The sequence below is a fragment of the Klebsiella quasipneumoniae subsp. quasipneumoniae genome, from assembly GCF_020525925.1.
Taxonomy (GTDB): Bacteria; Pseudomonadota; Gammaproteobacteria; order Enterobacterales; family Enterobacteriaceae; genus Klebsiella; species Klebsiella quasipneumoniae.
Genome location: NZ_CP084876.1, coordinates 539,739 through 552,747, shown reverse-complemented (window position 1 = coordinate 552,747; position 13,009 = coordinate 539,739). Strand labels below are relative to the sequence as shown.

General features: G+C 57.1%; 18 protein-coding genes. 11 read left to right on the top strand and 7 right to left on the bottom strand.

Features of this window, described 5'->3' with window-relative positions:
* Positions 1-47: 47 nt before the first annotated feature.
* The 7 genes from murA to mlaF form a co-directional block, all read right to left on the bottom strand.
* Positions 48-1,307, bottom strand: coding sequence for a UDP-N-acetylglucosamine 1-carboxyvinyltransferase (gene murA / locus LGM20_RS02685; protein WP_023291124.1), 1,260 nt, complete (start codon positions 1,305-1,307; stop codon positions 48-50).
* Positions 1,308-1,360: 53 nt separating this feature from the next.
* Complete coding sequence (gene ibaG / locus LGM20_RS02680) at positions 1,361-1,615, bottom strand: BolA family iron metabolism protein IbaG (protein WP_004144910.1); 255 nt, start codon at positions 1,613-1,615, stop codon at positions 1,361-1,363.
* A 136-nt stretch (positions 1,616-1,751) separates the two neighbouring features.
* Positions 1,752-2,042: a lipid asymmetry maintenance protein MlaB gene (gene mlaB, locus LGM20_RS02675; RefSeq protein ID WP_023291125.1), complete on the bottom strand. Its 291-nt coding sequence runs from the start codon at positions 2,040-2,042 to the stop codon at positions 1,752-1,754.
* Entirely contained in the window at positions 2,042-2,677 is a 636-nt protein-coding gene (mlaC, locus tag LGM20_RS02670; protein WP_023291126.1) for a phospholipid-binding protein MlaC, read from the bottom strand. The genes mlaB and mlaC overlap by 1 nt, the downstream gene beginning before the upstream one ends.
* A gap of 18 nt (positions 2,678-2,695) precedes the next feature.
* Entirely contained in the window at positions 2,696-3,247 is a 552-nt protein-coding gene (gene mlaD / locus LGM20_RS02665; protein WP_004206195.1) for an outer membrane lipid asymmetry maintenance protein MlaD, read from the bottom strand.
* Between the two features lie 4 nt (positions 3,248-3,251).
* Positions 3,252-4,034, bottom strand: coding sequence for a lipid asymmetry maintenance ABC transporter permease subunit MlaE (gene mlaE, locus LGM20_RS02660; protein ID WP_004150949.1), 783 nt, complete (start codon positions 4,032-4,034; stop codon positions 3,252-3,254).
* Positions 4,035-4,041: 7 nt separating this feature from the next.
* The gene (gene mlaF, locus LGM20_RS02655) at positions 4,042-4,854 is read right to left on the bottom strand and encodes a phospholipid ABC transporter ATP-binding protein MlaF (protein ID WP_004206196.1); all 813 of its coding nucleotides are present in this window, start codon (positions 4,852-4,854) and stop codon (positions 4,042-4,044) included.
* A gap of 209 nt (positions 4,855-5,063) precedes the next feature.
* On the opposite strand from mlaF, the gene LGM20_RS02650 reads away from it, so the two are divergent.
* The 11 genes from LGM20_RS02650 (at position 5,064) to npr (ending at position 12,960) form a co-directional block, all read left to right on the top strand.
* Positions 5,064-6,041, top strand: coding sequence for a calcium/sodium antiporter (locus LGM20_RS02650; protein WP_044524837.1), 978 nt, complete (start codon positions 5,064-5,066; stop codon positions 6,039-6,041).
* A complete protein-coding gene (gene kdsD, locus LGM20_RS02645; protein WP_369707981.1) occupies positions 6,038-7,042 on the top strand; it encodes an arabinose-5-phosphate isomerase KdsD in 1,005 nt (334 codons plus the stop codon). Before LGM20_RS02650 ends, kdsD begins: the two co-directional genes overlap by 4 nt.
* A 14-nt stretch (positions 7,043-7,056) precedes the next feature.
* Positions 7,057-7,623, top strand: coding sequence for a 3-deoxy-manno-octulosonate-8-phosphatase KdsC (kdsC, locus tag LGM20_RS02640; RefSeq protein ID WP_023319211.1), 567 nt, complete (start codon positions 7,057-7,059; stop codon positions 7,621-7,623).
* Positions 7,620-8,195: an LPS export ABC transporter periplasmic protein LptC gene (gene lptC / locus LGM20_RS02635; RefSeq protein ID WP_002918413.1), complete on the top strand. Its 576-nt coding sequence runs from the start codon at positions 7,620-7,622 to the stop codon at positions 8,193-8,195. The genes kdsC and lptC overlap by 4 nt, the downstream gene beginning before the upstream one ends.
* Positions 8,164-8,709: a lipopolysaccharide ABC transporter substrate-binding protein LptA gene (gene lptA, locus LGM20_RS02630; protein WP_002918415.1), complete on the top strand. Its 546-nt coding sequence runs from the start codon at positions 8,164-8,166 to the stop codon at positions 8,707-8,709. Before lptC ends, lptA begins: the two co-directional genes overlap by 32 nt.
* Positions 8,710-8,715: 6 nt before the next feature.
* A complete protein-coding gene (gene lptB, locus LGM20_RS02625) occupies positions 8,716-9,441 on the top strand; it encodes an LPS export ABC transporter ATP-binding protein (RefSeq protein ID WP_004206203.1) in 726 nt (241 codons plus the stop codon).
* A 47-nt stretch (positions 9,442-9,488) separates the two neighbouring features.
* A complete protein-coding gene (gene rpoN, locus LGM20_RS02620; RefSeq protein WP_004206204.1) occupies positions 9,489-10,922 on the top strand; it encodes an RNA polymerase factor sigma-54 in 1,434 nt (477 codons plus the stop codon).
* Between the two features lie 22 nt (positions 10,923-10,944).
* Positions 10,945-11,232 carry a ribosome hibernation promoting factor gene (gene hpf / locus LGM20_RS02615; protein WP_004206206.1) on the top strand — a complete coding sequence of 96 codons (288 nt, stop codon included), beginning with the start codon at positions 10,945-10,947 and terminating at the stop codon, positions 11,230-11,232.
* A 70-nt stretch (positions 11,233-11,302) separates the two neighbouring features.
* Complete coding sequence (gene ptsN, locus LGM20_RS02610; RefSeq protein ID WP_004144926.1) at positions 11,303-11,791, top strand: PTS IIA-like nitrogen regulatory protein PtsN; 489 nt, start codon at positions 11,303-11,305, stop codon at positions 11,789-11,791.
* 45 nt (positions 11,792-11,836) lie between these two features.
* On the top strand, positions 11,837-12,691 hold the full coding sequence (rapZ, locus tag LGM20_RS02605) for an RNase adapter RapZ (protein ID WP_004206208.1): 855 nt from the start codon (positions 11,837-11,839) through the stop codon (positions 12,689-12,691).
* A complete protein-coding gene (npr, locus tag LGM20_RS02600) occupies positions 12,688-12,960 on the top strand; it encodes a PTS phosphocarrier protein NPr (RefSeq protein ID WP_002918431.1) in 273 nt (90 codons plus the stop codon). Before rapZ ends, npr begins: the two co-directional genes overlap by 4 nt.
* Positions 12,961-13,009 lie beyond the last annotated feature (49 nt).

Below are 13,009 nucleotides of genomic sequence, written 5' to 3'. Positions count from 1 at the left end.
GTTCGACAAGGACCCGGGATAGACGCCCGGGCCCTGACAGGATGCGGTTACTCGCCTTTCACGCGCTGAATATTGGCACCCAGCGCCTGCAGTTTGTCTTCGATACGCTCATAGCCACGATCGATATGATAGATGCGATCGACGATGGTGGTTCCCTCAGCGATACAACCTGCCAGCACGAGGCTCGCCGAGGCACGCAAATCGGTCGCCATCACCTGCGCGCCCGAAAGCTGCTCCACGCCGTGACAGATCGCGGTATTGCTCTCGATCTCCGCGTGGGCGCCCATACGGATCAGTTCCGGAATGTGCATAAAGCGGTTTTCAAAGATCGTTTCGGTGATCACGCCGGTCCCTTCCGCGACCAGGTTGAGCAGCGTGAACTGGGCCTGCATATCGGTCGGGAAGCCCGGATGCGGCGCGGTACGCACGTTAACCGCTTTCGGACGGTTGCCGTGCATATCAAGGCTGATCCAGTCTTCGCCCGTTTCGATGTCCGCTCCGGCGTCGCGCAGCTTCGCCAGTACGGCGTCCAGGGTATCTGGTTGCGCGTGACGGCAGAGGATCTTGCCGCCGGAAATGGCTGCGGCAACCAGGAAGGTCCCGGTTTCAATACGGTCCGGCAGCACGCGGTAAACGCCGCCGCCCAGACGCTGCACACCTTCGATGGTGATGCGATCGGTGCCCTGGCCGCTGATTTTTGCGCCCAGCGCGTTAAGGAAGTTCGCGGTATCGACGATCTCCGGCTCGCGAGCGGCGTTTTCGATAATCGTCGTCCCCTCGGCGAGGGTCGCTGCGCTCATGATAGTGACGGTGGCGCCGACGCTCACTTTATCCATCACGATATGCGCGCCTTTCAGACGACCATTGACCGAGGCTTTAACATAACCTTCTTCCAGTTTGATCTCGGCGCCCAGCTGTTCCAGCCCGCTAATATGCAGATCGACCGGACGCGCGCCGATGGCGCAGCCGCCAGGCAGAGAAACTTGTCCCTGACCGAAACGCGCCACCAGCGGGCCCAGCGCCCAGATAGAGGCGCGCATGGTTTTCACCAGATCGTACGGAGCACAGAATACATCGACCGGGCCGGCGTCAATCCACACCGAACCATTGCGCTCTACCTTCGCGCCCAGCTGACTCAGCAGCTTCATGGTGGTATCGATATCTTTCAGCTTAGGTACGTTCTGGATCTCTACCGGCTCTTCGGCAAGCAGCGCGGAAAAGAGGATTGGCAGGGCGGCGTTTTTTGCACCGGAGATGGTGACTTCGCCCTGAAGGCGAGTCGGCCCCTGAACACGGAATTTATCCATTGATTCTGTTCTCTATTAAAAATTCACATACGCTGCAGGGGATCCCCCACAGCTTAGAAGCCATTTAGTTTGCGGTCTCGCGCCCACTCCTGCGGAGTAAAGGCCTTGATCGACAGCGCATGGATGCGGTTGTCAGCAATATATTCCATCAGCGGCGCGTAGACGCTCTGCTGCTTTTTAACCCGACTCATGCCATCGAACATCTCACCCACAGCAATAACCTGAAAGTGGCTGCCATCGCCAGAGACGTGGACTTCCTGGAGGGGGAGTGCGTTCATCAGCACGGTCTGAATTTCATGATTTTCCATGGGCTCAAATTTATCTGATAGTGAAAACAGCCCAACATCTTAGAGGAAAGTGGCGCGGTCTTAAACAAGCAAAAAGCCCCGGCGAAAAGATTGCCGGGGCTTTCGGAATAGCTTCAGCGCTAAGGCACTGAAAAGATTATGGGATCATATCGGCAGGCAGGTTGTAAAGACCGACCAGCGTTTGCAGATTTTCGCTCTTGCCGATCAGCTGCGCTTCCCGGCCCTGGCGGCGAATCAGCGCGACAAAATGCACTAACAGCGCCAGGCCCGCCGTGTCCACGCGCGTGGTCTGGCTGAGATCGATGATCGCTGTCCCCGCCGTCGCCTGGGCACGAGCCTCCCAGAGCGGGACCAGCAGATCCTGATCCAGCTCTCCGTGCAGCGCCAGCGTCTCGCCATCACGAGTCCAGCTCAGCTGCCCGCTCATTATTTTTTCTGTTCCAGGGTGATCGGCTGAGCGGAGATCGCTTTCAGCTGCGCGGTCAGGCCATCAACGCCCTTGGTACGCAGCAGATCGCTCCACTCGTTTTGTTTGGTGGTGATCATGCTGACCCCTTCCGCGATCATATCGTAGGCCTGCCAGTTGCCGGTCTGGGTGTTTTTACGCCACTGGAAGTCGAGACGTACCGGCGGACGGCCATTCGGGTCGAGGATGGTGACGCGGATCGGAATGATGGTCGCGCTGCCCAGCGGCTGTTCAGGGGCAATCTGGTAGGTCTGACCGTGGTACATGGCCAGCGCCTGGCCATAGGCCTGCTTCAGGTATTCACGGAAGGCGGCAAAATAGGCTTCACGCTGCGCCGGGGTGGCTTCTTTGTAATAGCGGCCCAGCACCAGCGCGCCGGCATACTTCACCTGCACATATGGCAGAAGCTCCTGGTCGACGATGTCGCGCAGATAGTTAGGGTTGGCCTTGATCTTCGGCTGTTCATTCTTCAGGCGATCGAAGGTTTTCTGCGCCGCTTCATTCATCAGCTTATACGGATTGGACTGGTCTGCCGCCTGGACCGCGGTCAGCGGGGCAATCACCAGCATGGCGACCATGAGTAAGCGTTTAAACATATCGTATTTCTCCTGAAATTAATGCGTCGTGCCGGCTGCCGGCGTCGCGTCAGTATGACCTTCTGCCTCGGCCTTATCATTGCCAGAATTCTGATTGTCGCCGCCCTTGCTGTTATAAAGGAACTGACCAATCAGATCTTCCAGCACCATGGCGGACTTGGTGTCCTGGATAGTACCGCCGTCTTTAAGGATAGTCGTCCCGAGGTCCGGGTCTTCAAAACCGACGTTCAGCGCCAGATACTGCTCGCCCAGCAGACCAGAGGTGCGGATCGCCAGCGAACTGGTATCGGGGATATGGTTGTAGCGCTCATCAATATCGAGCTCCACGCGCGGCAGATAGGTTTTCGGGTCGAGGGTGATGTCCGCCACGCGGCCAACAACCACACCGCCGATGCGCACCGGCGAGCGCGCTTTCAGGCCGCCGATATTATCGAAGGTCGCGTAAAGACGGTAAGTCGGCTCGGTACGTAACGAGGTGACGTTTGCAGCCTTCAGGCAGACAAACAGCGCCGCCAGCAGCGCCACCAGTAAGAACACCCCTACCCAGATTTCATTTTTTTTCGTTTGCATGAACTCAATTCCCAAACATCAGCGCAGTCAGCACAAAATCCAGCCCCAGAACCGCCAGCGACGCATGCACCACGGTGCGCGTAGTCGCCCGGCTAATCCCGGCGGAAGTGGGGATAGCGTCATAACCATTGAATAACGCAATCCAGGTTACCGTAATGGCGAATACCAGGCTCTTAATCAGGCAGTTCACCAGATCCATTCGCCAGTCGACGGCATTTTGCATCGCGGTCCAGAAAAAACCACCGTCAATGCCCTTCCAGCTCACGCCCACCAGCGCGCCACCCCAGATCCCCACCGCGACGAAGATAATCGTCAGCAGCGGCAGCGAAATGACGCCGGCCCAGAAACGGGGAGAAATGACGCGGCGCAGTGGGTCCACCGCCATCATCTCCATACTGGAGAGCTGTTCCGTGGCCCGCATCAGGCCAATCTCGGCGGTCAGCGCCGACCCGGCGCGACCGGCAAACAGCAGCGCGGCGACCACCGGCCCCAGCTCGCGCAGCAGCGACAGCGCCACCAGCATGCCAAGACTGGTCTCTGCGCTGTAGGTGGTTAAGACCAGATAACCCTGCAGCCCGAGCACCATACCGATAAACAGGCCCGATACAATGATAATCAGCATCGACAGAACGCCGACGTTGTAGAGTTGACGAACCAGCAGCGGCGCGTGCTTGCGAAACTCTGGTTTGCCGACAACGGCGTTAAACAGCATTAATCCGGCGCGTCCGAAGGTCGCGGTGGTTTTAATACCGCGATGGCCTAGCGCGGCCAGCGCATTAAACAGCATCAGTCGCTCAACTCCCTATGCCTAATAAATCATGGTGATAGTCGCCAGCCGGATAACGGAACGGCACCGGGCCGTCGGCAATACCATCAATGAACTGACGAACCCGAGGGTCGGCATTCTCCCGTAGCGACTGGGCGCTGCCGTGGGCGACAATCTTTTTATCCGCCACGATATACGCATAGTCCGCAATGCTCAGCACCTCAGGCACATCGTGCGAAACCACGATGCAGGTGACGCCCAGCGTGCTGTTGAGTTCAGAAATCAGCTTCACCAGCACGCCCATGGTGATGGGATCCTGCCCGACGAACGGTTCGTCGAACATAATGAGATCCGGCTCCAGGGCGATGGCCCTCGCCAGGGCGGCGCGGCGCGCCATGCCGCCGGAAAGCTCGGAGGGCATTAACTTCGCCGCACCGCGCAGCCCCACCGCCTCCAGCTTCATCATCACCGTCGTATGCAGCAGCGCAGGCGGCAGATGCGTATGTTCGCGCAGCGGGTAGGCGACGTTGTCAAAAACATTGAGGTCGGTAAACAGCGCCCCGGACTGGAACAGCATGCTCATCCGCTTACGCACCGTGTACAGACGTGAACGGGTCATCTGCGGCACGTTCTCGCCATCGAACAGGATCTCTCCCCTGTCCGGCGGGATCTGTCCGCCGATCAGGCGTAACAGGGTAGTCTTGCCGATCCCCGAAGGTCCCATAATCGCAGTAATTTTACCGCGCGGCACCGACAGCGAGATGTCGTCGAAGATCACGCGATCGCCGCGAGAAAAGCGGATACCGCGCACTTCAACTAAATTCGCCTGAGTTTGGCTCATAAAATCATCCTTACTAAGCACCTGATGGGCAAGCATCGCCCTTTCTTACGCCACAATCACAACATTTTTACAGAATCTTACCTGCACAGGTTAGCGAAAGCTGGCATTTGTTTTACTTTTGGCACGCATAAAGTCAAAATTAAGAATTCGTTACGCTGCGTAGGGATAACCCAGCGAGGCGACGATTATACCTGAAGAAAGGACTTTAGATGCTCTTAGCGACGGCTCTGTTAATTATTGGTTTATTGCTGGTTGTCTACAGCGCCGATCGTCTGGTCTATGCCGCCTCCATCCTTTGTCGCATGTTGGGGATCCCGCCGCTGATCATCGGTATGACGGTGGTGAGTATTGGCACCAGCCTGCCAGAGATCATGGTTTCCACCGCGGCCTCGCTGCATGGGCAGACCGATCTGGCGGTGGGCACCGCGCTCGGCTCCAATATCACCAATATTCTCCTGATCCTCGGTCTGGCTGCCTTACTCAGGCCATTTACCGTGCATTCTGATATTCTGCGCCGCGAATTACCGCTAATGTTGCTGGTCAGCGTGCTGGCGGGGCTGGTGCTCTATGATGGTCAACTGTCCCGTCTCGACGGCCTGTTTTTACTGGCGCTGGCGCTGCTATGGCTGCTGTTCACCATCAAGATTGCCCGTCTGGCGGAACGCCAGGGAAGCGATAGCCTGACCCGCGAACAGCTGGCGGAACTGCCGCGTGAAGGGTCGCTGCCGGTCGCTCTGCTGTGGTTAGGGGTGGCGATGATCGTCATGCCGATGGCCACCCGCATGGTGGTGGATAACAGCACGGTGCTGGCAAACTATTTTGCCATCAGCGAACTAACCGTCGGCCTGACGGTAGTGGCGATAGGCACCAGCCTGCCGGAGCTGGCCACCGCCATCGCCGGGGCGCGCAAAGGGGAAGATGACATTGCCATCGGCAATATCATCGGCGCGAATATCCTCAATATTGCGCTGGTGCTGGGTTTGCCGGCGCTGATCGCGCCGGGAGCCTTTGCGGCGGAAGCCTTTACCCGCGACTATGGCGTGATGTTGCTGGTCAGCCTCATCTTCGCGGTGCTGTGCTGGCGCCGTAGGCAGCAGCCGGGACGACTGGTTGGCGCGCTGCTGGTCAGTGGTTTTGTGGTTTGGTTGGCGATGCTGTTCTGGACAGCGCCGCTCTTCGTTGAATGACTCGGGATAACATCATGTCGCAAATAGATTTGCCCACGGATTTTGACTTTCAACAGGCCGGCCGTCAGGTGCTGGAAATTGAACGTGAAGGTCTGGCCCAGCTCGATCAATATATAAATGAAGATTTCACCCGCGCCTGCGAAACGATTTTCCGCTGCGGCGGGAAAGTCGTGGTGATGGGGATGGGCAAATCCGGCCATATTGGCCGCAAGATGGCGGCAACCTTCGCCAGTACCGGCACGTCGGCATTTTTTGTCCACCCTGGCGAAGCCGCGCACGGCGATTTGGGCATGGTTACGCCGCAGGACGTGGTGATTGCGCTGTCGAACTCCGGCGAATCGAACGAAATCCTCGCGCTGATCCCGGTCCTGAAACGCCAGCAGGTGAAGCTTATCTGCATCACCAGCCGGCCTGAAAGCAGCATGGCGCGCGCGGCGGATATTCATCTGTGCGTGAAAGTGCCGAAAGAGGCTTGTCCATTAGGGCTGGCCCCCACCTCCAGCACCACCGCCGCGCTGGTGATGGGCGATGCCCTCGCCGTCGCCCTGCTGGAGGCTCGCGGCTTTACCGCTGAGGATTTCGCTCTCTCGCATCCGGGCGGCGCACTCGGTCGTAAGCTGTTGCTGCGCGTCAATGATATTATGCATACCGGTGATGAGATCCCGCACGTCGGCCTGCAGGCCACCCTGCGCGATGCGCTGCTGGAAATCACTCGTAAAAATTTAGGTATGACCGCTATCTGCGATGACGACATGAACATCATCGGTATCTTTACCGACGGTGACCTGCGCCGGGTCTTCGACACCGGCGTCGATATGCGCGATGCCAGCATTGCCGACGTCATGACCCGGGGAGGGATCCGCATCCGTCCCGGCACCCTCGCGGTGGATGCGCTAAACCTGATGCAATCCCGTCATATCACCTGCGTGCTGGTTGCCGATGGCGACCATCTGCTGGGTGTGGTACATATGCACGATCTCCTGCGCGCGGGCGTAGTGTAAGTAAGGAAAAAATAATGAATAATGCTGATGCTCAGTTAGCGACCTGCTATGGGCCGGTAAGCCAGACGTTTCTCGATCGCGCGGCTAAGATCCGTCTACTGATCCTCGATGTCGACGGTGTATTATCCGACGGGCTTATCTATATGGGTAATCACGGCGAGGAGCTGAAAGCGTTCAACGTCCGCGATGGCTATGGTATCCGCTGCGCGCTGACCTCTGGCATTGAAGTGGCGATTATTACCGGACGAAAAGCTAAACTGGTAGAAGATCGCTGTCAGACGCTGGGCATTACGCATTTGTATCAGGGGCAGTCGGACAAGCTGCTGGCGTTCCGCGATCTCACTGACAAACTGGGCGTGCGGCCAGAGGAAGTCGCCTACATCGGCGACGATCTGATTGACTGGCCGGTGATGGCCGAAGTGGGCCTCAGCGTCGCCGTCGCGGATGCGCATCCGCTGCTGCTGCCGCGCGCCGATTACATCACCCGGATTAATGGCGGACGCGGCGCGGTACGCGAAGTCTGCGATTTGTTACTATTGGCGCAGGGCAAGCTGGATGAGGCCAAAGGGCAATCAATATGAGTAAAACCAGACGTTGGGTTATCATTTTACTGTCGCTGCTTGCGCTGATCCTCATCGGCCTGAATCTGGCGAATACGGACGACACGGCCCAGCCGGAGGTCAATCCCAACGACCCGACGTATAAAAGCGAACACACTGACACCGTGGTGTACAGTCCGGAAGGCGCCCTGAGCTATCGGCTGATCGCCGAGCACGTGGAGTATTTTTCCGATCAGGAGGTCTCCTGGTTTACCAAACCGGTGATGACCACCTTTGATACCAATAAGGTGCCGACCTGGTCAGTCAGGGCTGATAAAGCGAAGCTGACAAATGACCGGATGCTCTATCTTTACGGGCACGTTGAGGTGAATGCGCTCGCGCCAGACTCTCAACTGCGCAAAATTACGACGGATAACGCCCAGATAAATCTGGTAACGCAGGACGTTACCTCCGATGACATGGTGACGTTATACGGCACCACATTTAATTCCAGCGGCCTGAAAATGCGTGGAAACCTTCGCAGCAAAAATGCCGAGCTGATTGAAAAGGTGAGAACCTCTTATGAAATTCAGAACAAACAAACTCAGCCTTAAGATTGCGCTCGCCGGCGCGTTACTGGCCGCCAGCCTGCCGGCCCTCGCCAAGACGGGCGATACCGATCAGCCGATCCATATCGAATCCGATCAGCAGTCGCTGGATATGCAGGGCAACGTCGTCACCTTCACCGGTAACGTGGTCGTGACTCAGGGGACGATCAAGATTAACGCTGATAAAGTGGTAGTCACCCGTCCGGGCAATGAAAAAGGCAAAGAGGTGATCGAAGGTTTCGGTAACCCGGCCACCTTCTACCAGATGCAGGATAACGGCAAACCGGTAAAAGGCCGGGCGTCGAAAATGCGCTATGAGCTGCAGAACGATTACGTCGTGCTGACCGGCAACGCGTACCTTGAACAGCTCGACAGCAACATCAAGGGCGACAAGATCACCTATCTGGTGAAAGAGCAAAAAATGCAGGCCTTCAGCGACAAAGGTCGACGCGTCACCACCGTTCTGGTGCCGTCCGAGCTGCAGGACAAAAGCGGCAACCAGCAAAAGAAGAGTAACTAATCTGTTATGGCAACCTTAACTGCGAAGAATCTCGCTAAAGCGTATAAAGGCCGCCGCGTGGTGGAAGATGTCAGTCTCACCGTTAACTCGGGGGAGATTGTCGGCTTGCTCGGCCCCAACGGCGCCGGTAAAACCACCACCTTCTACATGGTGGTCGGGATTGTGCCGCGCGACGCGGGCAATATCATCATTGATGACGAAGACATCAGCCTGCTGCCGCTGCACGCGCGCGCGCGCCGGGGGATCGGCTATCTGCCGCAGGAAGCCTCGATTTTCCGTCGCCTGAGCGTCTATGACAACCTCATGGCGGTCCTGCAGATCCGTGACGATTTGAGCAGCGAACAGCGGGAAGATCGCGCCAAAGAGCTGATGGAAGAGTTTCATATTGAGCACCTGCGCGACAGCCTCGGTCAGGCGCTCTCCGGTGGCGAACGCCGCCGCGTCGAAATCGCCCGCGCGCTGGCGGCAAACCCGAAATTTATTCTTCTGGATGAACCCTTTGCCGGCGTGGATCCGATCTCGGTTATCGATATCAAACGCATCATTGAGCATTTGCGCGACAGCGGCCTCGGCGTACTGATTACCGATCATAACGTCAGAGAGACGCTCGCCGTCTGCGAACGCGCGTATATTGTCAGTCAGGGACACCTTATCGCTCATGGTACACCGCAGCAGATCCTCGAAGATGAGCAGGTTAAGCGCGTGTATCTTGGGGAAGACTTCAGACTCTGATAGGGTAGAGGTTACAGACGTTTTAGCCGGAGATATTTACCCTGAACATGAAGCAAGGTTTGCAATTAAGGCTTAGCCAACAGCTTGCCATGACGCCGCAGCTGCAGCAGGCGATTCGTTTGCTGCAGTTGTCCACGTTAGAACTCCAGCAAGAGCTCCAGCAAGCGCTGGAAAGTAACCCGTTGCTTGAGCAAACCGATCTTCACGACGAGGTAGAGGCGAAAGAGGTGGAGGACCGCGAGTCTCTCGATACCGTCGACGCGCTTGAGCAAAAAGAGATGCCCGACGAGCTTCCTCTCGATGCCAGCTGGGATGAAATCTATACCGCCGGTACGCCGTCAGGCAACGGCGTGGACTATCAGGACGACGAACTCCCCGTTTATCAAGGCGAGACCACCCAGACGCTGCAGGATTACCTGATGTGGCAGGTCGAGCTGACGCCCTTCACCGATACCGACCGCGCCATCGCCACCTCCATTGTCGACGCCGTCGACGATACGGGCTACCTCACCGTTCAGATTGAAGATATCGTCGACAGCATCGGCGATGAGGAGATCGGCCTCGAAGAAGTGGAAGCCGTCCTGAAGCGCATCCAGCGTTTCGATCCGGTTGGCGTCGCGGCGAAAGATCTGCGCGACTGCCTGCTGATCCAGCTCTCGCAGTTCGCCAAAGAGACGCCATGGCTGGAAGAGGCCCGGCTGATTATCAGCGATCATCTCGATCTTCTGGCCAACCATGATTTCCGCACCCTGATGCGGGTGACCCGCCTGAAAGAAGAGGTGCTGAAAGAGGCGGTAAATCTGATCCAGTCCCTGGATCCCCGTCCTGGCCAGTCCATTCAAACCAGCGAACCGGAATATGTCATTCCCGACGTGCTGGTGCGCAAGGTCAGCGGCCGCTGGACCGTGGAGCTCAACGCCGACAGCATTCCACGGCTGAAAATTAATCAGCAGTATGCGGCAATGGGCAACAGCGCCCGCAATGACGCCGACGGCCAGTTCATTCGCAGCAATCTTCAGGAAGCCCGCTGGCTGATCAAAAGTCTTGAAAGCCGCAACGATACCCTGCTTCGCGTCAGCCGCTGCATCGTAGAACAGCAGCAGGCTTTTTTCGAACAGGGTGAAGAGTATATGAAGCCGATGGTGCTGGCCGATATCGCCCAGGCCGTCGAGATGCATGAATCGACAATTTCCCGTGTCACCACGCAAAAATATCTGCACAGTCCGCGCGGTATTTTTGAACTGAAGTATTTCTTCTCCAGCCATGTTAATACCGAAGGCGGCGGCGAAGCCTCGTCGACGGCGATTCGCGCGCTGGTGAAGAAACTCATCGCCGCGGAAAACCCCGCGAAGCCGTTGAGCGACAGTAAGCTCACCTCCATGTTGTCCGAGCAGGGTATCATGGTCGCGCGCCGCACTGTCGCGAAGTACAGAGAGTCTTTATCCATCCCGCCGTCAAACCAGCGTAAACAACTGGTCTGACACAACCGATAAGGAAGACACTATGCAGCTCAACATTACAGGACACAACGTCGAGATCACTCCCGCGATGCGCGACTTCGTCACGGCGAAGTTCAGCAAGCTGGAACAATTTTTCGACCGGATCAATCAGGTCTATATTGTGTTAAAAGTAGAGAAAGTGACGCAAATTGCGGACGCGAATCTGCATGTCAACGGTGGCGAAATCCATGCCAGTGCGGAAGGGCAGGATATGTATGCGGCTGTCGATGGTCTTATCGACAAGCTGGCAAGGCAGTTAACGAAGCATAAAGATAAACTAAAACAACACTAATTGTCCGGGCCCCCCTGCGTCCGCCGTCAGTGAACATCGGCGACGGGCGCGGGGGCGCTCAGGTGAAATTATGATGAACAACGATTCGGCTCTACAACTGAGCAACGTCCTGAACCAGGAATGTACCCGTAGCCAGGTTCACTGCCAGAGCAAGAAGCGTGCTCTGGAAATCATTAGCGAACTGGCCGCCAAACAGTTAAGTTTGCCGCCGCAGGTGGTGTTCGAAGCGATCCTTACCCGCGAAAAAATGGGCAGTACCGGGATTGGCAATGGTATCGCCATTCCCCACGGAAAACTGGAAGAGGATACGCTGCGTGCTGTCGGCGTTTTTGTCCAGCTGGAAACCCCCATCGCCTTCGACGCGATCGACAATCAGCCTGTCGACCTGCTGTTCGCGCTGCTGGTGCCGGCCGATCAGACAAAAACCCACCTGCATACGCTCTCCCTGGTGGCCAAACGACTGGCCGACAAAGCGATTTGTCGTCGCCTGCGCGCGGCGCAGAGCGATGAAGAGTTGTATGAGATCATCACCGAAGCAGGAAGCAGCGATGACGCATAACGGCAGTCGCACCTTATCCTTTATCGTACTGAGGAGAAACGGTACATGGTACTGATGATCGTCAGCGGCCGCTCGGGCTCGGGTAAATCCGTCGCTCTGCGAGCGCTGGAAGATATGGGCTTTTACTGCGTGGATAACCTGCCGGTCGTGCTGCTGCCCGATCTGGCACGGTCGCTGGCTGACCGCAATATTTCGGCGGCCGTCAGCATCGACGTGCGGAACATGCCGGAATCACCGGAGATCTTCGAGCAGGCCATGAAAAACCTGCCGGAGTGCTTTTCGCCGCAGCTGCTGTTTCTCGATGCCGATCGCAACACGCTGATCCGTCGATACAGCGACACCCGTCGCCTGCATCCGCTGTCGAGCAAGAATTTGTCGCTGGAAAGCGCCATCGACGAAGAGAGCGATCTGCTGGAGCCCCTGCGCTCGCGGGCCGACCTGATTGTCGATACCTCGGAGATGTCGGTTCACGAGCTGGCGGAAATGTTGCGCACCCGGCTGCTGGGTAAACGTGAACGCGAACTGACCATGGTCTTCGAATCCTTCGGCTTTAAGCACGGTATCCCGATCGATGCCGATTACGTCTTTGACGTGCGCTTTCTGCCAAACCCGCACTGGGATCCGAAGCTGCGTCCTATGACCGGTCTGGATAAACCGGTGGCCGCCTTCCTCGATCGGCACACCGAAGTGCACAACTTTATTTACCAGACCCGGAGCTATCTTGAGCTATGGTTACCGATGCTGGAGACCAACAATCGCAGCTATCTGACGGTGGCCATTGGCTGTACCGGCGGTAAACATCGTTCGGTTTATATTGCTGAACAACTGGCTGACTACTTCCGCTCGCGCGGCAAAAACGTACAGTCTCGTCATCGGACGCTGGAAAAACGTAAATCATGACCGTAAAGCAGACCGTTGAAATCACCAATAAGCTGGGCATGCACGCCCGCCCGGCGATGAAGCTGTTCGAACTAATGCAGAATTTCGATGCCGAGGTGTTGCTGCGCAACGATGAAGGCACGGAGGCGGAAGCCAACAGCGTCATTGCCCTGCTGATGCTGGACTCGGCGAAAGGACGGCAGATAGAGGTGGAGGCCAGCGGTCCGCAGGAAGTGGAAGCCCTCGCCGCGGTGATTGCCCTGTTTAATGCCGGGTTTGACGAAGATTAAACGTGATGCTTCCCGGCGACGGACGACTGGCGACTGTACCAGCCCCGGC